General features: G+C 57.9%; 24 protein-coding genes, 1 tRNA gene and 1 pseudogene. 16 read left to right on the top strand and 10 right to left on the bottom strand.

The features are described 5' to 3' along the window. Positions 1-197: 197 nt before the first annotated feature. The 3 genes and pseudogenes from ACQZ6D_RS06895 to ACQZ6D_RS06885 all read left to right on the top strand — a co-directional run bounded on the left by ACQZ6D_RS06895 (position 198) and on the right by ACQZ6D_RS06885 (position 1,685). Positions 198-839: a TetR family transcriptional regulator C-terminal domain-containing protein gene (locus ACQZ6D_RS06895; RefSeq protein WP_003513869.1), complete on the top strand. Its 642-nt coding sequence runs from the start codon at positions 198-200 to the stop codon at positions 837-839. Positions 840-1,093: 254 nt separating this feature from the next. Continuing rightward, positions 1,094-1,417, top strand: a pseudogene (locus tag ACQZ6D_RS06890) (DUF2325 domain-containing protein); the annotation flags it as partial. Continuing rightward, positions 1,398-1,685: a hypothetical protein gene (locus ACQZ6D_RS06885; protein WP_003513867.1), complete on the top strand. Its 288-nt coding sequence runs from the start codon at positions 1,398-1,400 to the stop codon at positions 1,683-1,685. The pseudogene ACQZ6D_RS06890 and the gene ACQZ6D_RS06885, both read left to right, overlap by 20 nt. Positions 1,686-1,692: 7 nt before the next feature. Here ACQZ6D_RS06885 and ACQZ6D_RS06880 read toward each other — a convergent pair whose 3' ends face one another. From ACQZ6D_RS06880 to uppO, 3 genes are all read right to left on the bottom strand, one after another. Then, positions 1,693-2,058, bottom strand: a complete 366-nt coding sequence (locus ACQZ6D_RS06880) for a DUF423 domain-containing protein (protein WP_019565130.1) — start codon at positions 2,056-2,058, stop codon at positions 1,693-1,695. Beyond that, positions 2,055-2,456: a globin domain-containing protein gene (locus ACQZ6D_RS06875; protein WP_025594308.1), complete on the bottom strand. Its 402-nt coding sequence runs from the start codon at positions 2,454-2,456 to the stop codon at positions 2,055-2,057. The genes ACQZ6D_RS06880 and ACQZ6D_RS06875 overlap by 4 nt, the downstream gene beginning before the upstream one ends. Positions 2,457-2,591: 135 nt before the next feature. Beyond that, complete coding sequence (uppO, locus tag ACQZ6D_RS06870; protein ID WP_115061941.1) at positions 2,592-4,007, bottom strand: polysaccharide biosynthesis phosphomannomutase UppO; 1,416 nt, start codon at positions 4,005-4,007, stop codon at positions 2,592-2,594. Between the two features lie 258 nt (positions 4,008-4,265). Here uppO and uppM point away from each other — a divergent pair, with 258 nt between their 5' ends. Then, positions 4,266-5,885, top strand: coding sequence for a polysaccharide biosynthesis protein UppM (gene uppM / locus ACQZ6D_RS06865; RefSeq protein ID WP_448729740.1), 1,620 nt, complete (start codon positions 4,266-4,268; stop codon positions 5,883-5,885). Between the two features lie 16 nt (positions 5,886-5,901). Here uppM and ACQZ6D_RS06860 read toward each other — a convergent pair whose 3' ends face one another. Beyond that, the gene (locus ACQZ6D_RS06860; RefSeq protein ID WP_003513853.1) at positions 5,902-6,111 is read right to left on the bottom strand and encodes a hypothetical protein; all 210 of its coding nucleotides are present in this window, start codon (positions 6,109-6,111) and stop codon (positions 5,902-5,904) included. Between the two features lie 240 nt (positions 6,112-6,351). Between ACQZ6D_RS06860 and uppL the strand changes: the two genes are divergently transcribed. Continuing rightward, positions 6,352-7,167: a polysaccharide biosynthesis UDP-hexose transferase UppL gene (uppL, locus tag ACQZ6D_RS06855; RefSeq protein ID WP_034502051.1), complete on the top strand. Its 816-nt coding sequence runs from the start codon at positions 6,352-6,354 to the stop codon at positions 7,165-7,167. 531 nt (positions 7,168-7,698) lie between these two features. Here uppL and uppJ read toward each other — a convergent pair. Both uppJ and uppH read right to left on the bottom strand, forming a co-directional pair. Beyond that, positions 7,699-8,643, bottom strand: coding sequence for a polysaccharide biosynthesis UDP-hexose transferase UppJ (uppJ, locus tag ACQZ6D_RS06850; RefSeq protein ID WP_448729739.1), 945 nt, complete (start codon positions 8,641-8,643; stop codon positions 7,699-7,701). Between the two features lie 8 nt (positions 8,644-8,651). Next, a complete protein-coding gene (uppH, locus tag ACQZ6D_RS06845; protein ID WP_013636689.1) occupies positions 8,652-9,563 on the bottom strand; it encodes a polysaccharide biosynthesis endo-1,4-beta-xylanase UppH in 912 nt (303 codons plus the stop codon). A gap of 280 nt (positions 9,564-9,843) precedes the next feature. On the opposite strand from uppH, the gene uppI reads away from it, so the two are divergent. Together uppI and uppG are read left to right on the top strand one after the other, a co-directional pair. Further along, positions 9,844-10,914 carry a polysaccharide biosynthesis UDP-hexose transferase UppI gene (gene uppI / locus ACQZ6D_RS06840; RefSeq protein WP_065702627.1) on the top strand — a complete coding sequence of 357 codons (1,071 nt, stop codon included), beginning with the start codon at positions 9,844-9,846 and terminating at the stop codon, positions 10,912-10,914. A gap of 2 nt (positions 10,915-10,916) precedes the next feature. Next, a complete protein-coding gene (gene uppG, locus ACQZ6D_RS06835; RefSeq protein WP_065702628.1) occupies positions 10,917-11,996 on the top strand; it encodes a polysaccharide biosynthesis glycosyltransferase UppG in 1,080 nt (359 codons plus the stop codon). A gap of 37 nt (positions 11,997-12,033) precedes the next feature. Here uppG and ACQZ6D_RS06830 read toward each other — a convergent pair whose 3' ends face one another. After that, the gene (locus ACQZ6D_RS06830) at positions 12,034-13,104 is read right to left on the bottom strand and encodes a hypothetical protein (RefSeq protein ID WP_065702638.1); all 1,071 of its coding nucleotides are present in this window, start codon (positions 13,102-13,104) and stop codon (positions 12,034-12,036) included. A 510-nt stretch (positions 13,105-13,614) separates the two neighbouring features. On the opposite strand from ACQZ6D_RS06830, the gene uppW reads away from it, so the two are divergent. The 7 genes from uppW to ACQZ6D_RS06795 all read left to right on the top strand — a co-directional run bounded on the left by uppW (position 13,615) and on the right by ACQZ6D_RS06795 (position 21,542). Continuing rightward, positions 13,615-15,030 carry a Wzy-type polysaccharide biosynthesis protein UppW gene (gene uppW, locus ACQZ6D_RS06825; protein ID WP_083211522.1) on the top strand — a complete coding sequence of 472 codons (1,416 nt, stop codon included), beginning with the start codon at positions 13,615-13,617 and terminating at the stop codon, positions 15,028-15,030. Between the two features lie 161 nt (positions 15,031-15,191). Then, a complete protein-coding gene (locus ACQZ6D_RS06820; RefSeq protein ID WP_111784090.1) occupies positions 15,192-15,968 on the top strand; it encodes an ABC transporter ATP-binding protein in 777 nt (258 codons plus the stop codon). A gap of 44 nt (positions 15,969-16,012) precedes the next feature. Then, entirely contained in the window at positions 16,013-16,783 is a 771-nt protein-coding gene (locus ACQZ6D_RS06815) for a transporter substrate-binding domain-containing protein (protein WP_003513835.1), read from the top strand. A gap of 22 nt (positions 16,784-16,805) precedes the next feature. Next, complete coding sequence (locus ACQZ6D_RS06810) at positions 16,806-17,528, top strand: ABC transporter permease (protein WP_013636682.1); 723 nt, start codon at positions 16,806-16,808, stop codon at positions 17,526-17,528. A 12-nt stretch (positions 17,529-17,540) separates the two neighbouring features. Then, positions 17,541-18,230: an ABC transporter permease gene (locus tag ACQZ6D_RS06805; protein WP_013636681.1), complete on the top strand. Its 690-nt coding sequence runs from the start codon at positions 17,541-17,543 to the stop codon at positions 18,228-18,230. Positions 18,231-18,250: 20 nt separating this feature from the next. Next, positions 18,251-19,165, top strand: coding sequence for a homocysteine S-methyltransferase family protein (locus ACQZ6D_RS06800; RefSeq protein WP_065662173.1), 915 nt, complete (start codon positions 18,251-18,253; stop codon positions 19,163-19,165). A 427-nt stretch (positions 19,166-19,592) separates the two neighbouring features. Further along, positions 19,593-21,542, top strand: a complete 1,950-nt coding sequence (locus ACQZ6D_RS06795; protein WP_448729738.1) for a methyl-accepting chemotaxis protein — start codon at positions 19,593-19,595, stop codon at positions 21,540-21,542. A 153-nt stretch (positions 21,543-21,695) separates the two neighbouring features. Here ACQZ6D_RS06795 and ACQZ6D_RS06790 read toward each other — a convergent pair whose 3' ends face one another. Next, the gene (locus ACQZ6D_RS06790; protein ID WP_025594288.1) at positions 21,696-21,935 is read right to left on the bottom strand and encodes a hypothetical protein; all 240 of its coding nucleotides are present in this window, start codon (positions 21,933-21,935) and stop codon (positions 21,696-21,698) included. A gap of 287 nt (positions 21,936-22,222) precedes the next feature. Further along, positions 22,223-22,299 (bottom strand) — tRNA-Arg (locus ACQZ6D_RS06785). Between the two features lie 522 nt (positions 22,300-22,821). Here ACQZ6D_RS06785 and ACQZ6D_RS06780 point away from each other — a divergent pair. Both ACQZ6D_RS06780 and ACQZ6D_RS06775 read left to right on the top strand, forming a co-directional pair. Beyond that, positions 22,822-23,328: a MarR family winged helix-turn-helix transcriptional regulator gene (locus tag ACQZ6D_RS06780; protein ID WP_003513721.1), complete on the top strand. Its 507-nt coding sequence runs from the start codon at positions 22,822-22,824 to the stop codon at positions 23,326-23,328. Between the two features lie 188 nt (positions 23,329-23,516). Continuing rightward, the gene (locus tag ACQZ6D_RS06775; RefSeq protein ID WP_019565143.1) at positions 23,517-23,795 is read left to right on the top strand and encodes a hypothetical protein; all 279 of its coding nucleotides are present in this window, start codon (positions 23,517-23,519) and stop codon (positions 23,793-23,795) included. A 35-nt stretch (positions 23,796-23,830) separates the two neighbouring features. Here ACQZ6D_RS06775 and ACQZ6D_RS06770 read toward each other — a convergent pair whose 3' ends face one another. After that, positions 23,831-24,307 (bottom strand): hypothetical protein, encoded by a 477-nt coding sequence (locus tag ACQZ6D_RS06770; protein WP_019565144.1) that lies wholly within the window; start codon positions 24,305-24,307, stop codon positions 23,831-23,833. Between the last annotated feature and the right edge of the window lie 57 nt (positions 24,308-24,364).

Below are 24,364 nucleotides of genomic sequence, written 5' to 3'. Positions count from 1 at the left end.
GTTAAGATAACAGCCATTGCCTTGTGATGGCGATGGTGGATAAATTGACCGGCTGGTAAACATTGCAAATTCGCCATGACGTCAGCAAGGGATTTTCGTGACGAATCGCACTAATTTTGCCTAAACTGTACGCGGCGATTATTTTTTAAGCATACTGTAGCGGCAATTGCACCGAAAAGAAACACAGAGAGCAGAGTATGGCCATACCGCGCGCAGCGAAAACACAGAAGCGGACCCGCATTCAGGAAGAAAAGCAGGAAGCGATTCTTGAGGCCGCGCTGAGTGTGTTTTCCACCAACGGCTTTCGCGGTTCCACCATCGACCAGATTGCCGAGGCGGCCGGCATGTCGAAACCGAACGTACTTTATTATTTCCGCACCAAGGAGGCGATGCATCGCGCGTTGATCGAGCGGGTGCTGGATACCTGGCTGGATCCGCTCAGGGCTTTCGATGCCGAGGGCAATCCTGAAAGCGAAATCCGCTCCTATATTCGCCGCAAGCTGGAAATGTCGCGCGATTTTCCGCGCGAGAGCCGCCTGTTTGCCAATGAAATCCTCCAGGGTGCGCCCCATATCGAGGATGAGCTGAAGGGTCCGCTAAAGCAACTGGTGGATGAAAAGGCGGAGGTAATCCGTGTCTGGATCAAGGCCGGACGGATGGCGAAATGCGATCCCTATCACCTGATTTTCTCTATCTGGTCGACCACGCAGCACTATGCGGATTTCGACGTGCAGGTGCGGGCCGTGCTGGGCGACAAAAACGGTGGCGAAGGCCGGTTTGAGGATGCAGCCCGGCACCTGGAGCAGCTTTTCATGGGTGGATTGAAGATCAACAACTGATCTGGTGAGGTTATCGCGAATATGTGATCGATTCTTTATGTCAAAACATGAGGAAAATTATCACCTTTATACTTTACTCCAAAACTCATCTTTATTATGGTGCCGGCATCCCGAACGTCGGGGCATGAAAAAATCAACCGGCAGGTGAGGGAATGGCACGCAAGGAAAAGAAGAAAGCCGAACGCGGCGGCAAGCAGGGCAAGGGCGCGCCTCAACCTGAAAAGGATGTGGCCGAACAGCAGCTTTCCGGTCCGAAGAGCTTTCTTTATGTTGGCGGCCGTGACTGTCAGGTTGCCCATCTTCGCCAGATCGCCAGCAATTTCGGCGCCGAGCTTATCCATCACGATGGCGGATTGCGTGAGGCGGTCTCGCGTATCGACACTGTTCTTCCCTCCGTCGACTGCGTTTTCTGCCCGATCGACTGTATCAGCCACGATGCGTGTCTGCGGGTGAAGTCCGGTTGCAAGAAATTCGGCAAGACGTTCATTCCGCTGCGCAATGGCAGCAAATCCAGTCTGGAGCGAGCGCTGCAGACGATGAATGAACGGACCTTAAACGATGAGCGACGAGCGCAATAATTTCAAGGATGCAGAGCAGGCGGTGGCTGAGGCCTGCCGCGTGGAGCTGCACAAGATGGCCGATCAGGGCGCCGATCCGGCCCTGACGGAGATGTATGAAGTCGTCGGCGAACGCGAGCGGCGCAACCGCGCCGCAGCTGACGGCGGCAATGTGCTGGCTTTTCCCTATCTGCGCACCCGCCAGCCGGGCGAAAAGCCGTTCTTCGAAATCGGTGACGCGGCTCAACGTGGCGGCAACATCCTGTCGTTTCGCTGGAAACGGCGTTGATGCCGATTTAGCCCCTCGGCTTCAAAAATGCACCGGCGCAGAGCACCAGCCATCCCGCGATCATGCCGAGGCCACCCAAGGGGGCCGCGTAGGGAAACAGGCTGTGACCGGAAAAATGTCTGGTGACGAGATCACCAACAAAAACCGCCGTGCCGAAGCCAAGAATCAGCCCTGCCGGAATGGCGGTTCTGATGCGGTCCGCGCCGATATGCAGTGCCACAAGCACTGGCGCATGGGCGAGCGCCATGGTCGAGGCGTTGCCAAGCATATAGGTTTCGCCGGTATGGGTGGCGGCGGCGGCAAGCATGACGCCGGCAGCACCCAAAAGGCTGCCCAGCAGCAAAATCAAGGCGCGCAATCTTTCCGTCGTCATGGGTTATTCGCTTCCTGATTTTGCATGTGAAAGGCCAGCCGCTCCACCGGTCCCCAGATGATGTCCCGGAGCTTTGCGTTCTCGATGGTCTCGTCCATCGCGCGGCGAAAGCAGAGCAGCCATTCGTCCCGCTCGGCGGGTCCGATAGGCGCCACGAAATGACGCCTGCGCAACATCGGGTGGCCGTGTTTTTCGACATAGACCGGCGGTCCGCCAAGATATCCGGTCAGATAATCGTAGAACTTGCTTTCGCTGCCGGAAAGATCGGCTGGATGGATGGCGCGGCAATGCACCGCCTCTGGCAGGGTGTCCATCAATTCGTAGAAGCGCCGGGTCAGTGCTCTGACTGTGGCATCCCCGCCGATCGCTTCATAAAGGGTAATGGTCTCGCCGCTCACATCCCGCCTCCTTGAACCCTGCGGCCCTTATCGCTTTCCGGAGCGGGAAGAGCAACAGGCAAAGACGGGATGCGACATTTGCGACACTGGAACATTCATGGTGGCCGTCCGCTTCAAGCGTTCAGCGCCATCCACTCATCCAAAGTTGCGGATAAGATCGAGGCCCTTGCTGAGCAGCGTTTCGGCTTCGTCCTGATTGGCGGCCTCGACGTAGCAGCGCATTTCCGGAGCATTGCCGGACGGGCGGAAATGGATGGTGCTGCCGTCTGTCAGCGCCACGCGCAGGCCGTCAATGTCGCTCAGCGCCTTGACCGTGCCGACGGGGGCGAGGAAGGTTTCGAGATTATCCCGCGAGGCGCGCAGATGCGTCATCAGGGCAGCGCTCTTTTCCTGTGCGAAGTTTTCCAGACGATCGGCAGCCGCGACCGGCAGGTTATAGGCGGCGGCAATCTGCGATAGCGGCTTTTTCTGCTCGGCGGAGAGAAGCAATACGGCGAGGATGGGCAGGAAGCTGTCCCGCGTCGGCAGGGGCGATAGCGGTTTGCCGTTCAATGTGAAGGTGGAGGCCGTCAGAAGGCCGCCATTGGCCTCGAAACCCATGACGCCGTTGTTTCCTTCGGCAAGGGCCTGCACCATGCCGGCGATCACGAAAGGCGAACCGACCCTGGTGCGGATGACCTTGAACGAACCGCTCGCCTCAATGCCGGAATTGGAGGTGACGGGGGTGACGACCACGCCGGCATCGAGAAAATTCGCTGTGATCAATCCGATCAGGTCGCCGCGCAGCGGCACGCCGTTTTCATCGGCAAGCAGGGGCCGGTCGCCGTCACCATCGGCGGAAACGATGGCATCGAGGCCGTGTTCCGGTGCCCATTTTTTGAGAAGCTCCAGCGTTTCAGGGGAGACCGCCTCGGTATCGACCGGAATGAAGGTCTCGGAACGGCCGAGCGACACAACTTCGGCGCCATAGTGGGCGAGAACGTCGACGAAGAGATCGCGCGCCACCGTGCTGTGCTGGTAAACGCCGATCTTCAGGCCCGACAGCGCCTTTGCCGGCAGGAGTGCGGCATTGCGCTCATAAAAGAGCTCGGCTGCAATTGCAGAATGGTCGTCCGCCGTTGCGGCCTCGTCGTTAATCCCTTCAGCCTCGACTTCGGCTGCGAGTGCGGCGATCGCCGTTTCGTCCTGTTTGTCGATTTCGCCGTCCGGGCGGTAGAATTTGATGCCGTTGCGGTCGGCCGGAATATGCGAACCGGTTATCATCAGCGCGCCGGCCTTGAGGGAAAGTCCGTAAAGCGCCAGTGCCGGTGTCGGCACCGTGCCGCAATCGAGCGGTGTGAGGCCGGCCTTTTTCAGCGCGGCGATACAGGTTGCGGAAACATCCGGGCTCGAATCGCGGAAATCGCGGGCCACGAGAATGGGGTCGCCCGCCTTTGCCTGACCCGATGTGAGAAGGTGCCTTGCAAATGCCGTTGCGTAGACGGCCGAGGCCTTTCCTTTCAGATCGACAGACAGGCCGCGAAGGCCGCTCGTTCCAAATTTCAGGCTCATGCCAAACTCCGTTTCGATAAAATCTTTGAGGTTCAAATGGATAATACAAAAATATAACGCCAGAAAGAACCGTATCGATCCATTCAAGTCAATCATCTCTTTCATGGACGCGGCGAATAGGTGATGATGGCGGGGATGATGCGGGTAACCTAAAATTCACCCGTTATATCTAGACTTGCCGGTTAATAGTGGTTCTGGCGACGATGAAAACCATCTGTTGCAGGCCTTTTTTGTGGTTCGTTCAAGTTGGATTGGCTGATGTACAGGCTTCAAAAGGCGGGACATAAGCAGGCACGTCCGCTGGATGAAAAAGCGGCGCCCGCCGCCAGACCCCACGGTTCCCTGCTGGACGATCTGGTGGATGAGGATGAGGTTTTCGAGCGCACGGTGCTGAAAGAGCATCTTGAGCCGAAGCCGGCAGCTGCCGTTGCCGAACCCGCTCCGGCTGAAAAGCCCACAAGGCCGGCCTCGCCAAGCAACAGTCTCGCGGCCACGCTGCCGGGCCTGAAATATATCGACCGGATCGGTGTCGACGAGGTGCTCGGCTGGCTGCGTGCCGGGATCGTCTGGATTGTGCTTGCGATCATTCTCTGCGTCGCCGCTGCACTCGCCTACGCCTATATGACGCCGCCGCGTTACACCGCCTATACGGATATCGTCGTCAATCCCTCCAACCTGAATGTCGTCAATGACGGGGTGTTTTCGCCCAACCAGCAGCGCGACACCCAGATTCTCGAAGTGGAGAGCAAGCTGCGCACCGTCACGTCGCGCAACGTGCTGGCGCGGGTGGTGGACGAGCTGAAACTGGATGAGGACCTGGAATTCATATCCCCACCGCCTCTTGCGCGGCTGAAAGCATTTTTTTCACCCAAGCCGGAAGATGGTGACAACAAGGTCGGCGCGCTTCGTTCGCTGGGCGAACGGGTTGCGGCGGAACGGGATCCGCGTTCCTTCGTGGTGACGCTTGCGGTCTGGACCAATGATCCGGACAAATCCGTGACAGTCTCGAAGGCGATGGTGAAGGCTTTCGAAAGCGAGTTGTTCCAGACGACCTCCGACAGCAGCCTGCGTATCGTCGATGATCTAAAGAAGCGGCTTGAGGAAATGCGTCAGAACGTGACGGTTGCCGAAAAGCGCGTCGCCGATTTCCGCCGCGAAAACGGCCTGCAGGAGAATAACGGCCAGCTGGTCAGCAATCTGGCGTCCGGCGAGCTGAATGCGCAGGTTCTTGCCGCGCAGCAGCGCGTCATTCAGGAGGAGTCGCGCCTCAAGCAGATGCAGGCGGCGATTGCCCAGAACCGCACCCAGAGCGACGCGATCTTCGACAGCCAGACCATGAACACCATTCGTGCGCAATACAGCACCTTGCAGCAGCAGATCGGGGCGATGACGCTGACCTATGGCGCCCGCCATCCGCGTCTGGCGACGGCGGGGGCGGAACGCGACATGCTGGAACGCGGCATTGCGGATGAGGCGCAGCGGATTTTGCTGGCGGCCAAGACCAATGTCGCCGAGGCCCGCTCCTCGCTTGATGCCCTGCGGCTGAAGGCGGTTGCGGAACGCGCCAACGTCTTCACCGACAATGAGGCGCAGGTGCGGCTGCGCGATCTGGAGCGAGACGCCAACTCAGCTGCCGCGATCTACGAGACCTATCTCAACCGATCACGCCAGATCGCCGAGCAACAGACAATCGATTCCACCAATGTGCGGGTGATTTCGCAGCCGGTAGCGCCCAATTCCAGAAGCTGGCCGCCCGGCAAGCTGATCTTCCTGATCGCCGGTGGCGTGGGCGGTCTGTTCCTTGGTCTCGGAATTGCCATCGCACTGGGGCTTTTGGGTTTTCTGCGCCGGACAGACCACGCGGAACGCTACGCCTGAGGGCTGCGACCGCCGATTACTCCTCGGACATCAGGCCGTCATAGACTTCGAGCAGGGCGGCGGCGATGGCGGCACCCAGCGCATTACCCGCATCGCGAATGCCTGTCTCGTCGCCGTCACGGACCGAAACGGCAAGATCGGACGCCTCGTTGGCGACGATTTCCTTTGCCCGTTCGATGGCCCAAAGGCCGAAATCGCCGCGGTTGTCGATCGATATGGTTTCCATGGCCGGGACCTTTTCTGTGGTGTGGTTTCGTCGTCCCTTAACCCATCAACCGCAAAACCGGAATAGGGGGAGGAGAGGTTGGGGTGGTCACTCAACCCCCGGGCGTATAATTGTTTGATTCAAGCGTCAGATTTATAAGAATATTAATGATAGTTATTCGTAGTGTTTGAAGCCTTATACCTTAATCCTATGCGTGAATATAACAGTGAAACGATGCCTATCTTGGACACCGGACAGAATATGACAGGGAGAGATGTCCCGCATGCGGAAGGGCCTGGCACACACTGGCCGGTTGTTCCGCTTGCGGCTTTGCCCATCACCGATGCGACCATCGAAGAGACGGCGCAGGATTTTATCCTGCGGGCGGAACGTGAACGCGCGGCCGGCGCAAAGCCGTTCTATTCGACATCGGCGAACGGTCAGGTCATCGCACTCTGTCACCAAGACAAGGAATTCGAAGCCCTGCTGCGGCAGGCGGACCAGATTCATGCCGACGGCATGTCGCTGGTGATCTTTTCCCGCCAGTTCTGCGTGAGGGCGCTGCGGGAACGTGTGGCGACGACGGATCTCGTTCATGCGGTGGCCCGGAGGGCTGAGGCGACCGGCACGCGGTTCTATTTTCTCGGCGGTTCCGAAGAGGTGAACCGCGCGGCAGTCGAGGAAATGCAAAAGCTCTATCCACGGCTTGTCTTTGCCGGTCGGCGCAATGGTTATTTCAGACCCGGCGACGAGGAGGCGATCCTTGCCGATATCGTCGCATCGCAGACCGATATTCTCTGGGTGGGCTTCGGCATACCGCTGGAGCAACGTTTCGTCGCGCGCAATCTCGACAGGCTTTCCGACATTGCGGTGATCAAGACCTGCGGCGGTCTGTTCGATTTTCTCGCGGGCAAGAACAGCAGGGCGCCACAATGGATGCAGGATATGGGGCTCGAATGGCTCTACAGGGCCATGCTTGAGCCGAGGCGTCTCGGCAAGCGCTACCTGCTGACCAATCCCATCGCCATATATTCGCTGCTGAAGCATCGCTACGGGTTCGGGGCCGGCAAGGTCTGAAATCTGCGCATTCTCATTGATTCTTTACGGAATTGCCCCTGACCGTCCGGCCGGTTCACGATCGATATCATGTGAGTGGCATCTGCCGGCGCATGCAATCATCATATGGAGTCGCGCTATATGAGGTCGCTCTAACGTATCGGGGTGGAGGTGTCTTTCCGCCGAAAATCGTTGCAAGTGGGCGTAACGGCGGTACACTGAGCGGATATTACATATTTATTCGAATCAGAAATATATTGAGGACAGCGATGGTAATTACGTCCATTTCTCTTTTCGTATATGGGATTGGCACCGTTACTTCTCTTGCCATGACCTATATAGAAGGCGCCCGCCGCGACAAGGATTGGGACTTTTACCGGGTGACCGGTATCATCCTTTGTTTCTTCTGGCCGGTTCTTGTGCCGCTTCTCATTCTTGCCGCCGTTTTTTCGTCATTCACTTCCCAGAAACGGCATGTGAATGGGATATCTTTGCGCAGGGAAAAAACCCTGAGCTGAAAAACTGATATTAACTGTCGGAACGAGCCCGTGTTCAGGCCTTTTTCGCCGGCGCCTTATAGGGCGTGAGCGTAATACCGAGGCTCGCCATGACGCGGCCGATGGACATCAGCGGTGGATGCGTGGCGGGCAGCAGCGCACCGGTTTTCAGGAATGCGGAAACTGCGCGGACCAGTGACAGGCAGAGGCTGACGACGTTTTTGGCGGCAAGCAGCAGCCCGCCCTTCAGGCCGGGGCGTCGGGCGCGGTCGATGCTGTAATTGATGATCCCGGTTCGGAGCGAGCGCTCCATGATCCAGCGCGGCGCCATGCGGTTTTCCGGCACATATTCGATGATGAGGGCTTGAGCGTTCCAGGCGAATTTGAAACCCGCCTTTCGGCAACGGGTGAAGAAATCCATGTCGCCGCCGCCGAGGAAGTTGAACCGTACATCGAATTCCGGCTTTTCCAGCGTTTCGAAAACCCGCCTCGAGATCAGGCAATTGCCAGACCCATGGATTTGATCGACTACGCCGGTGGGTGCCTCGATGGAACCGAACAGCGGGTGTGCCAGAACCGCCTTGGGTGCGGGCGCATCGAATTCGCGATCGACCGGCCCGCCGACGATATCGACGCCGAAGGATTTTGCGGCAGAGACCATTTCAGCGAGCCAGACGGGCGAGGCCGCTTCGTCGTCATCGATCATCAGAAACCACTGCGCGGATGGATAGCTCTGCCGCGCCGTGCGGAATGCCGTGTTGATGGCGTAACAATTGCCCTGCGTCGGCTCGACCAGCGTCTGGCCCATCATTCCGCTCTCGGAGAAAAACGCACGCGCGACCGCCAGCCCCGCCTGGCCCACCCCGTCATTATCGACAACGACGATGGCGAAGGGGAAATCGACCTTCTGGGCTGCCAGCGAGTTCAGCGTCTTCTGCAAACCTGCAGGCCTGCGGAAACTCGGAATGCACACCACCGCTTCCGGCATGATTTCGGACATGGACACTCCTAAATTCCGGCAAGGGCTGCGGCGGAAAACACGACGGCGCGCAGGCTTTGGCGCGGGCGATTGACAAATGTATCGGCAAGCGCCGAAAAGGCCTCGCGATAGCGCCGGGCGCGAAAGGCCTGCGCCACGGTATAGGCATTCATGTGATTTTCGGATTTTCGGCGAAGCCGGCGCAATTCCTGCGGCGCAATGGCGGCGACGATGGCGGGATCGGAAAACACCGCTTCGATCGCCGGTTCGCAATCCCGGAAGGTCAGAAGGCGGTTCATCATCACGCTTGTCCGGTGCACCCGGTAATCCAGCACGTGGCGGCCGGGCAGATAGGCGAAACGGCCGGAGGCAGCCAGCCGGCACCAGCCATACCAGTCTTCCGCATAACGCAATGTCTCGTCGAAACCGCCAAAATCCTGAAAGATGCGGGTTTTAACCAGCATGATGCCGCCATTGACGATGAAGTTTCCGCCCAAAAGCGGCTGGAGGATGAAACCATCAGGTTTTTCCCGCCGTCTGATGAGGTTGCGCCGTCCGATCTTGGCGCCATTCTCGTCAATGCGCTCATAATCGCCGTAGACAGCAACGACATCCGGTCCGGAGATGCCGGCGCATAGGGCGGCGATCGCGCCCGGCTTCACGCGGTCGTCGGCATCGAGAAACATCGTCCATTCACCGCGCGCCTGCGACAGGCCGAAATTGCGCACGGCGGAAACGCCCTGCCGTCCCTGCGGCCGGGCCAGCAGTTTTACGCGGGGATCGGCGAAACTTTGCACCTTTTGCGCCGTTGTGTCGGTGGAGCCGTCATCGACGACGAGCACTTCGCAAACGGTTTTCCCCTGAGACAACACGCTTTCGATCGCTTCCACGATGTAACGCTCGCCGTTGCGAACGGGAATGACAATCGAAACGGAAACCAATATTTTTACTCCATCAGGGGCGGGTCAATAATTCTCACACTGAAGTTACTACCGGATTAAGCCGGCTTGCGCCAATTGTGACGTGGTATAGCGTCAGTTAACCTTGCAAATCTTTAATATCCTTTTGGCATGATCAAGATGTTATATTTTGAGAATTAGAGCGCCGTGCGGCCATTGGGACGCATCAGCGACGTTCTGACAGTTGTGATATGCGCATCGTCCCTTTCGAAAATCGCTTTCGATTTTCAGGCCGATGCGCCGGGGTTGTGGAGGCGGGCGAATGCAGATCGGGCGGCGGAATTTTCTGGGTGGTGCTGCAAGCGCGGGCCTGTTGCATGCCATGGCCGGGCAAGGCGTTGCCGCGACCAGGAAAACGTCGACAAAGATTGCCCCTTACGGTGCGGCCATCTATCTGCCGGACCTTACCGCCGATAGCCGCATCGGCGAAGCGGTGGTCAAATATTGCTCTCGCATCACACCCGTTACTGAAATGAAATGGGAGGTGATGCGGCCTTCGGCAGAGGTGTTCGATTTTGCCGCTGCCGATGCGCTTGCGAACTTCGCGCGCCAGAACAAACTCACCATGCATGGTCATCCGCTTATCTGGTACGCTTCCAACGCGCCCTGGCTTGCCAGCATCGGCAGCGGCGCGAAGGTCGAGAAGTTGATGGAAACCCACATCGTCAAGGTGATGGAACGGTACAAGGACGTGATACACAGCTGGGATGTGGTCAATGAGCCTATCCCCGACGTGCCCGGCAATGTGCGCTCGCGCCGCGACGCCTGGTATTATGGCGCAGGCCCGGACGCCATCAAAAAGGCCTTTGACATCGCCCATTCCGTCGATCCGAAGGCCCAGCTCGTCCTCAACGAATATGATGTGGAATTTGCGGTCGAGAAATCGCCGGCCAAGCGCGCGGCCTTCCGCAATCTCATTCTCGAGCTGCTAGAGAAAGGCGCTCCGATCAACGCTATCGGCCTGCAGGGGCATCTGCGCGGTGGCTGGCCCATTGCGAAAGACGAGCTTGCCGCCTTTACCAAGGAAATGCGCAGTTATGGTCTTGCCGTTCTGGTGACGGAACTGGATGCGATGGACCAGACGCTTCCCGCCCCGGAAGCCGAGCGCGACATGCTGATAAACGGTCAGGTCCGCGATTTTCTCGAAGCGGCGTGCGAAGGCGGCCCGCTTTCCTCCATCACCACATGGGGCATTTCGGACCAATATACCTGGATCCGCTGGGCCTATCCCCGCCGGGATGGCACCGCGAACCGGCCGCTGCCGCTCGACTGGAGCTTCAACGAAAAACCCATGATGGCTGTCATCAATGAATTCCGGAACCGTGGTGCGTAATTATGACTGCTGAAATGCCGCTTCCTCCCGTACAAAAGGCGCTGCAAATCAATCTGCATCCCTTCGACGCACCGCATGCGGCACTGACCGTTCCGCATCAGCTGCGGGTCTGGGGCGGGCAGGTGGACCGCATTCTCCTGACGGTGGATACCGGCCAGGTTGGAGCCGGCCGCTACAAGGGCAACGGTTTCGAGGCCGCCAGCAAACGCCTGTTTGACATGCTGGAGGAAATGCAGGCCAACTATCCGCATCTGCATGTGGATATTGCCGACTATAGCGATGCGGCGCGCAGTGCGGTGGCGGAGACGTTCTTTTCGCGCTCGCCGGTTCCTTATCCCGCCAAGGCTTTCGACGGCGGGCCTTTCCATGTTTATTTCCACGGGTTGAAACGTGCCAACGCCCGTTATGTGCTGCATATGGACAGCGACATGATGTTTGGCGGCGGCAGCCAGAGCTGGTTCAACGAAGCCATTGCGCTGCAGAAGGCCAACCCGGACGCGCTCTGCATCACGCCGTTTTCCGGGCCGCCCACCGTGCGCGGCGATCTCGATATCTCCCGCCATGTCGGCATGCCGGGGGTGAAAAACATTCCCGAACCGCGCAAGCTGCCGAGCCGCGTTCCCACATGGCGGTTCGCGACCGTTTCCACCCGCCTGTTCATGATCGACATGGACCGTTTCGCCAAGCGTATCGGCTCGCTCGAACTGCTGAGACCCGACGTCAAACGGCGCATCCGCTCCTATGCCTATAATCAGCAACCGGTCTCAATGCCTGCCGAAGAGGTGCTGAGCGACAATATGATGCGCATCGGCGTATACCGGCTTGATTTTCTCGGCACGGGCAAGGGCATGTATTCGCTGCATCCGCCCTATCGCTCGCCCGAGTTTTACGCGGCGCTGGGCTCCATCGTCGAGCGCATCGAAAAGGGTGACGTTCCCGAGGGCCAGCTCGGAGATTTCGATATCAACGGATCGATGGTGGACTGGTCGAGCGCCCTTGCGGCCAAGACGCGCTCCAAACGTTACGCGAAGGCGCTGCGTCACCTGATTTCAGCGAATGTCCAGCGCTTCACTGGGGCATAGAAGGCTCGGCATTTTCTTCACAACCGGCGCAAGTGCCTTAGAAATCTGTGATGAGCTTGCTCCAGCTTTCCGAGCTTAGCCCGCCAATATAGATGTCGCCGGCAAGCGCCCGATCCCGGAGGGCTTCATCCCGGGTGGCCATGCAGAAATAACCGCGATGATGGAAGGTCACGTGGTTCTGACGGTAGAGCGCGTTCATGAGAAACGGTTGCGACATGCCGGTGACATGGGCATAGTTCTCATCATCGAAATGGCGGAACAGCGCACCGAGCACGTCGTTTTCGCGACCGGCATCGCAGACGAGGTTCAGCACATAGGCGGTCCGTCCCGCCTGTCCGAAATACAAGGCAGCGCCGATGATGCGGCCTTCGACATTTTCGATCGCCAGGCTGCTCAATTCACCAAGGGTGCCGTTGGTTTTACTCATTTCGATCAGCCAGTGGAATTCCTCGTGGGACCATTCCGGGCGGACGGAAAAACGCTCGATCATTTTCAGCGCGTTGCGTCGGAACGTCTCGAAATCCACCGGTCTGACCGTGGTGCCGGCAACTTCATTAGGCCTTATGCCCTTTTTCCACGATCGCAGGATACGGTCCACAAATCCAAGCGCCATAAGTCCGGGCCTGGATTTGACTACTTGCGAACGGCGCGGCATGCGCAGGGCAATCGCGCTGAAAGGCTTGAGCGCCTTGTGCCATTGCAGGCTTTCCATCGGCAACATGCTGCCGCCGATCGCAAGCCAATGATCGGCGCTGACGGGGGAGGCCGTGTCCGAAAACAGCATATCGTGTTTCGTCGCGCGCATGCCGCGGGACAGGCGCGCGGCGCCGAGTGCGCCGAGTTTTCCTTTCGACGCGAAAGCACATAACAACCTTGCGGTAATGGGTTTTCCGTTCGCGACAAACCGCATGGGGACGGCAAGGATAACGCTTGTAACGCCGCTCTCTCCAGCATCGTAGACAACGCTGCCATATTCGGGATCAAACACAGGACTGCTGAAAAACAATGTTTCGACGTAAGCGCCGAAGTCGAAGTTTCTATCAAGCCCGGTCTTTTTGAACGCGCTGTTGAGCACAACCTCGACAGCCGGAAGATCGTCCCTGCGCATGGGTCGAACGCCGGGCGCAGCTGGCTGAACCGGGCGTTGTGTCGCCCCTTCGTTGTTGCTATCGTCCATATTGGTGTGTATCGGAACGTCCACCGTCGGTTTCCAGCTATTTACGCGTTTATGAAATCAACCATAGGCAGTGTAGATTTTAATATCTTAATATAGGTATAAAACTTGCAATTCTGCGGTACCGCAATATCATCCGGAGAATAAAACGCCTTGTTTCAATCTGTTAGTGGATGCCGCCCGTATTGCGTTAGGTTAACAAAATATACTTAAACAAGCAACTAATGGACGAAATATGGAGGAATTTTGCTGTTATTTTTGAGTTTTGGAATTTAACTTCCAGATGCGAGGGTGGTGTCCCTCGTCTACCGATTCCGATTTCCTGAAGTAAAAAGCGGCAAGTCCCGGCGCTATTCCTCCGTGTATTATGGATAACTAAAAAATAGGGTTTTGACGGGATATTCATTTTACCGAGACGAAGCATCGGGTACGATGTGAGAACGTATGGAAAAAGGTAGAGAAAATTACCTGATGGATGCAGCGCATGATGAGCAGGCGAGTGCCGCCTGGCGGAATGCACTGTTTTATGTGACATTCTTTTATTTCACGGTCGGCTTCTCGCCCTATATCTCGCTTTCCTCGACCTATCTGGGGTCCGCCATGGCGGCCGGGTCCAACCTCCTCAACCAGCTCACCGCGATCATCCTGCTCATCAGTTTCGTGGCGTTCATGGCAAAGGAGCGGTCGTCTTCCATTGTCTTTACGCCGCGTTTGCTGATGCTCGCGATCTTCGGCTGGTATATTTTTACCTCGGTGGTGGGCGGCGCGCCGGTGTTTTCGCTGCGGCGGCTTGCCATGTGCGCCATCATCTGCGTGCTTGCCAGCTGCTTCCTGCAATTGCCGCGCACCGAGCGGCATTTCACCACGCTGCTTGCCACATGCGTGCTGATCATCCTGTTCCTCTGTTATTTCGGCGTTGCTGTCCTGCCGTCGCGGTCGATCCATCAGGCAAGCGATGCGCTGGAGCCGCTCCTTGTAGGCAACTGGCGCGGGGTCTTCCGCCACAAGAACGAGGCAGCCTCGATCATGGCGGTGCTGATGATCGTCGGGATTTATTTGTGCAAGCGCTGGTCCCTTATCGGCGGCCTGGCGGTTCTGTTGCTGTCGTTGATCTTTCTCGTCAAGTCGGGTGGCAAGACCGCGCTCGGCCTGATGCCGATCATCATCGCCACGGGCTGGTTCATCGTGGGCTGGCCCAGATGGCGTTACGCTGTTGTGACCGTGCTTCTGGGAACCTTCGCCGTGGTGATCGTCGGCACGACCGTTGATCCGGTCTTTTCACAGATGCTGACGAAACTGGGGATCGACGCCAGTTTCACCGGCAGAACCGATATCTGGACCGTCTCGATAGATTATATCCGCCAAAGCCCGATCGTCGGATACGGCTACCAGGCCTTCTGGCGCAGCGACACCCTGATGACGAGCTTCACCGAGAACAATACCTGGGCAACGACGGCGCCGGATTCCCACAATGGCTATTTCGACCTTGTGCTTGGCGGCGGCGTGCCAGGTCTTATTCTGGTGCTGACGTGGATTTGTCTGATGCCGCTTCGCGATCTCGGCAAGATGGATGAGGCCACGCGCAAAAGCCCGCTGACGAAGTTGTATGTCGGCGTCTGGCTTTATGTCCTGCTCTACGGCTTTCTGGAAACGATGTTCTTCCTCAGTACCGGTTTCGTCTGGTTTTTCCTCGTCGTTGCCGTGATGGGCCTGCGTTTGCAGGCGAATGCCAGCCTTGTCGAGGATGAGGCGCAGGCGGAACCGCAATTGGCCCTGACTGGCAGTAACGCGGCCAGCGTGGCGAGGCGCATCAGGGGCAAATCGCGCAGATCGTTGCTTGCGGATGATATTTTGAAATGATTTTTCGTTTCAAATGTGTAAAAGAGCCTGATATTGCGCGCGTTTGCAGCGGGTTTCGCTAAACATGCGTGGCTTAAGTCTTTGTTGTTATGCATGTCCTGTCGCAAAACCGCTCCGCATTTTGCTCGACACGCAATGAACCGGATCGGCAAGGTCAATAAATGGCAGATACAGGCGCCTGTGCGCTCGAAGCGGATGACATCCACAAGAGCTTCGGCACACACGAAGTTTTGAAGGGCGTTTCGCTGAAGGCCCACAAAGGCGATGTGATATCGATCATCGGCTCGTCCGGTTCCGGCAAGAGTACCTTCCTGCGCTGCATCAACTTTCTCGAAACGCCGGATCGCGGCCGGGTCATCGTCAATGGCGAGGAGATCGCCATGAAGATTGGCAGGGACGGCAAGGCTGTGCCGAAAAGCTGGCGGCAAGTGGAAAAGCTGCGTACAGGGCTTGGCATGGTGTTCCAGAATTTCAATCTCTGGGCCCACCGCACCGTTCTGGAAAATGTCATCGAAGCGCCTGTTCACGTTCTCGGCGTCAAGCGGCAGGAGGCGGTGGAAAAGGCCGAAGCCCTGCTGAACAAGGTTGGCCTTTACGACAAGAAAAATGCCTATCCGGCGTTCCTCTCCGGCGGGCAGCAGCAGCGCGCCGCGATTGCGCGCGCGCTCTGCGTGGAGCCGGCGGTGATGCTGTTCGACGAACCCACCTCGGCGCTCGATCCGGAACTTGTGGGCGAGGTGCTGAAGGTCATCCGCGATCTGGCCGAGGAAGGCCGCACCATGCTGCTCGTTACTCACGAGATGCGCTTTGCGCGCGATGTTTCCACCGAGGTGATGTTTCTGCATCAGGGCCGGGTGGAGGAAGCGGGGCCACCGGCGCAGGTGTTCGGCAATCCCGCAAGCGCCCGTTGCAGGGAATTTACGGGCGCGCTGGCGTGATGGCCGTTTCGCTTCGCCGTTTGTTTTAACAGGAGAGACTTTAAATGAAATTCTTCGCCACGCTGCTTGCCGGAACGGCATTTGCGGTTTCCGCCTTCACCGCCAGCGCCGATGTCCGCTTCGGCATCATGAACGAATCCTACCCACCCTTCTTCGCCAAGGATGCCAGCGGAAAGTGGCAGGGCTGGGAAATCGATCTCATGGACGCCGTCTGCGCGGAAATGAAGGAAAAATGCTCGATCGTCGAGCTTTCCTGGGATGGCCTCATCCCGGCTCTGCAGACGAAGAAGTTCGATGTTATCTGGTCGTCCATGTCCAACACGGAAGAACGCGAGAAGGTCATCGATTTCACCAACAAATATTACAACACGCCGAGCAAGCTGATCGGCGCCAAGGATGGCAAGCCGGGTGCGGCGCCGGAAGACGTCAAGGGCAAGACCATCGGTATTCAGGTCGCGACCATCCAGTCCGAATATTACAAGAAATATTTCGCTGCTGTCGCAGACGAAAAGACCTATCAGACGCTGGACGAGGCGTTTCAGGATCTCGCAGCCGGCCGTATCGACTACGTGTTCGGCGACTCGCTCGTTCTCGATGCCTTCGTGAAGAGCGATGCCGGCAAGGATTGCTGCGCCGACATGGGCAACGTTGCGGATGACAAGGAAATCCTCGGCCTTGGCGTTTCCGGCGGCCTGCGCAAGGACGACACCGAACTCAAGAACAAGCTGAACGCTGCTCTCGCTGCCGTTCGCGCCAGCGGGAAGTATGACGAGATCACCAAGAAATACTTCAGCTTCGATATCTACGGTAAGTAATTTCTCCTGACCGGTCACATAAATGGCAAGCCTTGAAACCACGCTGCAACTGCTGTCACCCTATCCTCCGGGATGGGGCGGCACCCTTTTGAAGGGTGCGGCGTCGACGCTTGCCATTTCCGCCGGTGCCTATCTGATCGGCATCGTCATCGGGCTTGCCGGTGCACTTGGCAAGCTCTCCGGCAACAGGCCGCTTGGCCTTCTGCTCAATCTCTACACGACGGCAATCCGCGCCGTTCCCGAACTGATCCTCATCGTCGGGCTTTATTACGCCGGCACTGATGGCCTGAACCGGCTGCTACAACTGGCAGGCCTGCCGCCTTTGGAAGTGAACGGTTTCGTTGCCGCTGTTGCGGTTCTGGGTTTCGTGCAGGGTGCCTATATGACCGAGGTGCTGCGCGGTGCGATCCTTGCCATTCCGAACGGGCAGATCGAGGCGGCGCGCGCCTTCGGCATGTCGCCGGCCTTGCGTTTCCGCCGTGTGGTCTTGCCGGCACTGTTGCCGAACGCCCTGCCGGGCCTTGCCAATCTCTGGCTTGCGGTAACGAAGGATAGCGCGCTGGTGGCGGTTGTCGGTTATCAGGAGCTGGCGCTTGCGACACGGCTGGCGGGCGCCAGCACCAAGCAATATTTCCTGTTCTTTCTTGCCGCAGCCCTGCTTTACCTTGCCATTACGCTGGTTTCCAACCTCGTCTTTTCGCTCCTGGAGCGCCGTGTGCGGCGCGGCCAGCCGGCGTTGGCATAAAGGGGAAGCGGCATGGATTTTTCATGGATCGCCAAATATTGGCCGCTGCTTCTGTCCGGTGCCTGGCAAACGCTGGCGCTGCTCGTGATCTCCGTCAGCATTGGTTTTCTTCTCGCTATCGGGCTTGCCTTCGCGCAGGTCAGCGGCGGGCGGGTGACAAAAATTCTGGCGCGCGCCTATTGCACCTTCTTTCGCGGCACACCGCTTCTGATCCAGCTCTGGCTACTCTATTATGGCGTCGGCTCGTTTCTGCCGATGATCCCCGGCTTACGTCAGAGTTTCATGTGGCCGGTGCTGCGCGAGGGCTTCTTTTTCGCCGCCGTCAGCTTCACACTGAATTACGCGGCCTATGAGGCCGAGGTTCTGCGCGGCGCGTTGCTGGCTGTGCCAAAGGGTGAGCTGGAGGCGGGCCGGGCTTTCGGCATGGGCCGTTTCACCCTTATTCGCCGCATCTGGCTGCCGCGCGCCATCCGCATCGCGCTGCCGACAATTGCGGGCGAGGTGGTGATGCAGCTCAAAGCCACGCCGCTTGCCTTTACCGTGACGGTGATGGACCTCTATGCCGTGGCCTACAAGGTGCGGCAGGACACGCTGCTCGTTTATGAGCCGCTGATCGTCGTCACCGTCTTCTATCTCATTCTCACCGCCATCATCGCCCGCTGTTTCGGTCTCATCGAACAGCAGGTGCCGGTCCGGCGGTAAACCGTTCAAGGAGCATGAACATGGGCACTATCCGTATTCTCGACGGCGGCATGAGCCGCGAATTGCAGCGGCTCGGCGCCGAGCTGAAACAGCCGGAATGGTCGGCGCTGGCGCTCATCAATTCACCTGATATCGTGCGGCAGGTGCATCAGGAATTCATCGAGGCCGGTGCCGATGTCGTCACCACCAATTCCTATGCGCTGGTGCCGTTCCATATCGGCGAGGAGCGTTTCCAGAAGGATGGCGCATCGCTGATCGCCCTTTCCGGCAGGCTGGCACGTGAGGCTGCGGATGCCTCCGGCCGCGACGTGCTGGTGGCCGGTTCGCTGCCGCCGATCTTCGGCTCCTATGAGCCGCAGAATTTCGATGCCACGAGGGTGCAGGACTATCTGAAGGTGCTGGTCGACAATCTCGCGCCCTTCGTCGATGTCTGGCTGGGTGAGACGCTGAGCCTGATCGCCGAAGGCGAAGCGGTGCGGGAAGCCGTGGCCGCAACCGGCAAACCGTTCTGGATTTCCTTCACGTTGAACGACGATGCGGCTGCGACAGGCGGTGGCGAGCCTGCGCTGCGCTCTGGTGAAACGGTAAAGGCGGCGGCCGAATGGGCGGCGCAATCTGGTGCTGCCGCCCTTCTGTTCAATTGCAGCAAGCCGGAAATCATGAAAGCCGCCGTGGAAACGGCATCCGCTGTCTTTGCGGAAAAGGGCGTTTCGCTTGAGATCGGCGTTTATGCCAATGCCTTCGAAGGTGAACAGGGCGATTCCGCCGCCAATGAAGGTCTGCACGGCACGCGCACCGACCTGACCGACGATGTCTATTCGCGGTTCGCCTGCTCCTGGGCGGATGCCGGCGCAACCATGATCGGCGGCTGCTGCGGCATTGGCGCTGCCCATATCCACACGGTTGCAACGGCATTGCGGCGCGCGGCCGCCTGACGCTACCGCGAGCGCTCCCAACGCCACTATCGGGAATGCATGCGGCAGGCTGAAAGGCCTGCCGTTTTTTTGTCCCGTGCAAATTCGAAGCAGATCATGCGGCATAAAGGAATTTTAAAGTTTTAAAGTATAATTGTTGTATTTGTAAGTAAATAAAAGAATATTATAAAGTACTGTCCCTTGATCTTCTTCCTGTTGCGGCCAGTCTTTTCCGTCTGTCGCGTAGCCGCCGGATTCCCGGAACAGGTGCTTGCATAAATTTCAGGGCAGGCATCCCCCTGCGGGCCAGATGCATGATGCAGTTTGCGACAAGGGCCGATGATCCGGCTGATGGGGCCTTGATGATCAAGGCTTTAGACGTGCAATGTCATTTTTGCCGAACACCTCCGGCACGGGAAAGGAGCGGCATCCATTTCAGGAGCTTCCCGTGTCCTTTCTTCAAAATGCCCGTATCCGCACCAAAATCCTGTCACTCATTTTGCCACTCTGCATCGTCGGTCTCGGGGCCACCGCGTTCATGGCAACGCGTTACAAGGAAGCCGACACGCTTTATTCCGAATTCATCGCCAGCGATAATGCTGCGCTGGTGGAGCTTGCGCGGGCAAACCGTAATCTCGTCGCCCTGGCATATGGCGCCTATCAGGTCATGGCTTACGATGCGAATGCTGCGGAAATCAACGTTGCCAAGCAGGCTTATATTGACAGCAAACGCGAGCTTCTGGAGCGGCTGGGCAATGTCAAGACAGTGTTTCCGGAAGAGAGCGCTGCTGTCGATACCTTGATCGCGCAATCCCAGTCCATCGCGCAAATTACCGACAAGGCTGTCGAGTTTGGAATGGCGAACAGAAATGCGGAATCCGCCGTGCAACTCGCCCACGCAGACGTCTCCATCCAACGAACGTCAGCCATCATAACGGCATTGCTGGACAAGCTTGCCAAGGGTGTTGCGACAGGCAGCGACGATCTGAGTGACCAGACGAATTCCACGATCCTGACCTCGCTTGTTGTGGTTGGCATCAGCTTTGCAGCCGGCATCATTCTCGCGCTGTTCGTGGCCTCGCGTGGCATCACAACGCCGATCGCCCGCCTGCGGGAGCGTATGGTGTCGCTGGCAGGCGGCGATACGGCAGCCGAGATCGATGGCATGGACCGCAAGGACGAAGTCGGCCAGATGGCGATTGCCGTTCAGGTGTTCCGCGAGAGTGCGATCGAGCGCATTCGTCTCGAACAGGAAACCGAAGCCAATCGCAGCCTTTCGGAAAAGGAACGCATCGCGCGCGAGCAGCAGAAGGCCAAGGAAGCTGCCGACGTCAAATTTGCCGTCGACAATCTTGCAACCGGTCTTTCGAAGCTTTCGGATGGCGATGTGTCCTACCGCATCGGCCAGCCGTTCACGGCGACACTCGACGGCGTTCGTAACGACTTCAACATGTCCGCCGAAAAGCTGCAATCGGCATTGACCCGGGTTGCGCAGAATGCCGGTGGCATCGGCGCGGGCGCAAACGAGATCAAATCGGCCGCCGACGATCTGGCCAAGCGTACCGAACAGCAGGCAGCAGCCGTGGAAGAAACCGCTGCCGCTCTGGAAGAGATCACCACGACAGTGAAGGATTCCACCAAGCGAGCGCAGGAGGCCGGCCTGATCGTCAGCCGCGCCAAGGCAGGTGCCGAACAATCCGGCGAAGTGGTACGCCGCGCCGTGGTCGCCATGGAGCAGATCTCCAAATCCGCCAACGAGATCAGCAACATCATCGGCGTGATCGACGAAATCGCCTTCCAGACCAACCTTCTGGCGCTTAATGCCGGCGTGGAAGCTGCGCGTGCGGGCGAGGCGGGCAAGGGCTTTGCCGTTGTCGCGCAGGAAGTGCGCGAGCTGGCGCAACGCTCCGCCAATGCGGCCAAGGAAATCAAGGCGCTGATCACCACCTCGAACGATCAGGTGCAGCAGGGCGTTCAGCTGGTGGGCGACACCGGCAAGGCGCTGGCGACGATCGTATCGGAAGTGCAGGAAATCAACCGGCACGTCGTCTCCATCGTGGAATCCGCGCAGGAGCAATCCTCCGGCCTCCAGCAGATCAATACCGCGGTCAACCAGATGGACCAGGACACGCAGAAAAATGCGGCGATGGTGGAAGAGACCAACGCTGCCAGCCACAATCTGGCCAAGGAGGTCGCTTCGCTCAACCAGCTTCTCGCGCAGTTCAAGCTCGCCGATACCGCCTATCAGCAGAAGAGCCAGCCCGCTCCGGTTCGCAATGCCGGCGGCAACGACAGATACGTGGCATCCCCCGTACGCGCGCTTGGCCGCAAGATTGCATCCGCATTCTCCGGTAACGCTGCTGTCGATACGTCAAAGGACGACTGGCAGGAGTTTTGATCGCCATACGATTGGCATCATGCCGATCCACGCCCGGAGATGACGCAAGGCTTGCGGGCCTGACATCCGGGCCGTGATTTAAAAACATGCCGCGCAGGGTCCGATTGCTTGCGCGGCATGGCTGAAGGAGGCGCGTGCCGCCGCGTCGGTAAATCAGTCTGGCATCAAATCGGAAATCTGCCCATGTGAGACCAGCAGGCGCGGGTTTGTCATGCTGCCGCTTTCCTCGTCGACGGTAACAGCATAAGCCGCAACGCCGATGTGGCGCGATGCCATGGCGCTCGCTATCTTTTCGGCGGACGCCGCATTGGAAGCCTGCCGCATTTCGCCCGGCACAATGCCCCCGCGTCCCTTTTTGAACTGCACTACAATAATCTTTTCAGCGTCTGACATATCTCGTGCACTCTCGTTTGTTCTTTAAATGTTCTAGTTATATAAGAGATTCAACATGGTGTTACGCCCCGTTTTTGGGGCCGCCAAAGTTCTACAGTACTATTGGAAGCATTGGGTGAATTTCGACGCGAACGGGAGAGTTTTACACGTAACAGGTTGAAGTCGTTACGATGGGCCGAGCTTCCCAATTACATGCTTACGAACTCAACATTTTCTAACGCTGAGCGTCCGTTATATTCGGCTCAGTGTTTTCGAGGTCGTTCTTTATTCCGTACTCTGCAATAAAATGGCGCACCCGACAGGATTCGAACCTGTGACCTTTGGAATCGGAATCCAACACTCTATCCAGCTGAGCTACGGGTGCAGCGGTCACGCTTGAATCGCGTGCAGCGGTTGGTTCATACCCCAGCTTTCTTTCCGCATCAATGTCTAAAAATCAAAGATTTACGAAATGGGGCCTGTTTTCCGGTGTGGGGGAGAGCCTGGGTTGCTGCGAGGGCTGCTGTCTGCATGTTTGCGATAGCAGGGCGGTATGTTGTTTGCGGTATTGCGTTTCTTCCTGATAAGGCGTTTCCCTTTTAAGTAGTATTTTACGTCCGCATCCAGCGGCTGTCCTGGCACTTTTGTACACAGGCGGGTTGATTGTCGTATTGCCTTTCAAACAAGGCGGGGGAGATGGTTTTTGACCCTAAAAATCGGTGGGTAAATAATCATACTTTTCTTTTGCGCCCGATGGTGATTACGAGACAGGGGTTGTCGCAATGGGTATTAACTGTCAAATTATTATACAATATTAGTATCATCTACATTTATTTGGGATACAGTTTAGTCCTGTTGTCGGTTATCATTCCGGCAGGGTTAAGGAACGAATCAGGCGGGGGATCGGATGGCTTTGCAATTGGCACATAGCAACGGGCCACGGGCGGAAAAGGCCGAAAGCGGCGGCACGCAGGCGGAACATTTAAACGCTATCGACTATGGATTGTTGACGACCGCGATCGGTTATCATTTGAGGCACTCGCAACTTGCCGTGGCAAACGGCTTTTCCGACGTGCTGGCGGAGATGGGATTGCGGCCGGCCGATTTTTCCGTTCTCGTCATAGTCGGCGGCAATCCGGGCCTCAAGCAGAGCGATGTGGCCGAGGCACTTGGCATACAGCGTGCCAATTTCGTCGCGATCGTCGATAGCATGGAAAGCAAGGGATTGCTTGTCCGCCGCAGGTCGGAAGAGGACAGGCGCGTTCATTTCCTCGACATGACGGATGAGGGCAGCAGCCTTCTTGAGCGCCTTTCCGATGCATGGCGTGACCGCGAGGAAAAGCTGATCGACCGGATCGGCGGCAAAAAAGCCCGTGACCAGCTGCTGGCCCTGCTTGGACGCCTGCGGGACTGAGCGGTATCGGTCAAGCCGGTCGGCAATCCCCCTGCCTCTCCCTTTCACAAGGGTCTGATTGTTAGCGGGTCGATTTGCGTTGCAATTTTCCTGCGAAACGGCCAAGACGCCTTGGACGTGCCAACGCCTTTCGCGCGCGTCATGCCGCAACTGCGCAATGTTCTGGAGAGGCCCGAAACGGGAACGCCATGCTGATTATCGACACGAGCCATCCGCTTTATCGCCGCTTGTGGGTCAGATTGCTCATCGTCGGCTTTTGCGCCGCCTGGTCCGTCATCGAATTCGTCAATCGCGAATTTTTCTGGGGAACGGTTGTCGGCGGCGTGGCGGTCTATGCGGCCTATGAGTTGTTGCTGAAGTTCAAGCCCGCCAGCGAGGAGAACGCTGGAGGCAAGGCTGACGCGGCCAGGGACGATTCAGACGAGCCAGTGGAAAGCGCACCCACGGATAGAAACGACGCCGGCTGAGGCGAGCTTTCCTGGTGTAAAACCGCTACCTGCCTCTATTGGAAATGTTCACGAGTTCGCAGCATCCGTATCGCCTGGTCAATCAGGAGATTTGCCGCTGTCATGCGCAGCGTCGCATTGTGCCGGAATTCCGGTCTCACTCCGTCGGGATGATTGAGCCTTGCGAAGGCGCGGCGCTTTTCCGCAAGAGTTGCGGCGGTGTCGGTTTCATGGATGGCCAGTTCTGCTGAAACATCCGCGAGCGAGGTCTTTTCGAGATGGGCCGGCATAGGTTCGGGTTGGGGTTCCGGCTGGGGCTCGGCAAGCGCAACGGGCTCCGGCAGAAAGGCCAGATAGGCGTCGAGACTGGCGTTTCCCGGTTGCGGTGCATCCGGATAGGTATCCACGACGAAGCCAGAACTGAAACCCACAATACGATGACCGGCGGGCGGCGTCGGCTCCGCGCTTTCGTCTTCTTTTTCCTGTCTCAGTCTTTCAACGACCGACTCGAAGACGGATTGTCCGAAAAGCATGCGGCTATTCCCTGGGCAAGTCCCGATAAATCCGGCCTCTATATACAATGAAGTTGG

This window comes from Agrobacterium sp. 22-3639C2, assembly GCF_053522105.1.
The sequence above is the reverse complement of the archived record's forward strand: the minus strand, read 5'-3'. Positions and strand labels throughout refer to the sequence as shown.

Excerpts from the sequence above, each read along its gene's own strand:
- ACQZ6D_RS06895 (WP_003513869.1), top strand. The coding sequence starts at position 198 with ATGGCCATACCGCGCGCAGCGAAAACACAGAAGCGGACCCGCATTCAG.
- ACQZ6D_RS06885 (WP_003513867.1), top strand. The coding sequence starts at position 1,398 with ATGAGCGACGAGCGCAATAATTTCAAGGATGCAGAGCAGGCGGTGGCT.
- ACQZ6D_RS06880 (WP_019565130.1), bottom strand. The coding sequence starts at position 2,058 with ATGACGACGGAAAGATTGCGCGCCTTGATTTTGCTGCTGGGCAGCCTT.
- uppO (WP_115061941.1), bottom strand. The coding sequence starts at position 4,007 with ATGAGCCTGAAATTTGGAACGAGCGGCCTTCGCGGCCTGTCTGTCGAT.
- uppM (WP_448729740.1), top strand. The coding sequence starts at position 4,266 with ATGTACAGGCTTCAAAAGGCGGGACATAAGCAGGCACGTCCGCTGGAT.
- ACQZ6D_RS06860 (WP_003513853.1), bottom strand. The coding sequence starts at position 6,111 with ATGGAAACCATATCGATCGACAACCGCGGCGATTTCGGCCTTTGGGCC.
- uppL (WP_034502051.1), top strand. The coding sequence starts at position 6,352 with ATGACAGGGAGAGATGTCCCGCATGCGGAAGGGCCTGGCACACACTGG.
- uppJ (WP_448729739.1), bottom strand. The coding sequence starts at position 8,643 with ATGTCCGAAATCATGCCGGAAGCGGTGGTGTGCATTCCGAGTTTCCGC.
- uppI (WP_065702627.1), top strand. The coding sequence starts at position 9,844 with ATGCAGATCGGGCGGCGGAATTTTCTGGGTGGTGCTGCAAGCGCGGGC.
- uppG (WP_065702628.1), top strand. The coding sequence starts at position 10,917 with ATGACTGCTGAAATGCCGCTTCCTCCCGTACAAAAGGCGCTGCAAATC.
- ACQZ6D_RS06830 (WP_065702638.1), bottom strand. The coding sequence starts at position 13,104 with ATGCGCAGGGACGATCTTCCGGCTGTCGAGGTTGTGCTCAACAGCGCG.
- uppW (WP_083211522.1), top strand. The coding sequence starts at position 13,615 with ATGGAAAAAGGTAGAGAAAATTACCTGATGGATGCAGCGCATGATGAG.
- ACQZ6D_RS06820 (WP_111784090.1), top strand. The coding sequence starts at position 15,192 with ATGGCAGATACAGGCGCCTGTGCGCTCGAAGCGGATGACATCCACAAG.
- ACQZ6D_RS06815 (WP_003513835.1), top strand. The coding sequence starts at position 16,013 with ATGAAATTCTTCGCCACGCTGCTTGCCGGAACGGCATTTGCGGTTTCC.
- ACQZ6D_RS06810 (WP_013636682.1), top strand. The coding sequence starts at position 16,806 with ATGGCAAGCCTTGAAACCACGCTGCAACTGCTGTCACCCTATCCTCCG.
- ACQZ6D_RS06805 (WP_013636681.1), top strand. The coding sequence starts at position 17,541 with ATGGATTTTTCATGGATCGCCAAATATTGGCCGCTGCTTCTGTCCGGT.
- ACQZ6D_RS06800 (WP_065662173.1), top strand. The coding sequence starts at position 18,251 with ATGGGCACTATCCGTATTCTCGACGGCGGCATGAGCCGCGAATTGCAG.
- ACQZ6D_RS06790 (WP_025594288.1), bottom strand. The coding sequence starts at position 21,935 with ATGTCAGACGCTGAAAAGATTATTGTAGTGCAGTTCAAAAAGGGACGC.
- ACQZ6D_RS06780 (WP_003513721.1), top strand. The coding sequence starts at position 22,822 with ATGGCTTTGCAATTGGCACATAGCAACGGGCCACGGGCGGAAAAGGCC.
- ACQZ6D_RS06775 (WP_019565143.1), top strand. The coding sequence starts at position 23,517 with ATGCTGATTATCGACACGAGCCATCCGCTTTATCGCCGCTTGTGGGTC.
- ACQZ6D_RS06770 (WP_019565144.1), bottom strand. The coding sequence starts at position 24,307 with ATGCTTTTCGGACAATCCGTCTTCGAGTCGGTCGTTGAAAGACTGAGA.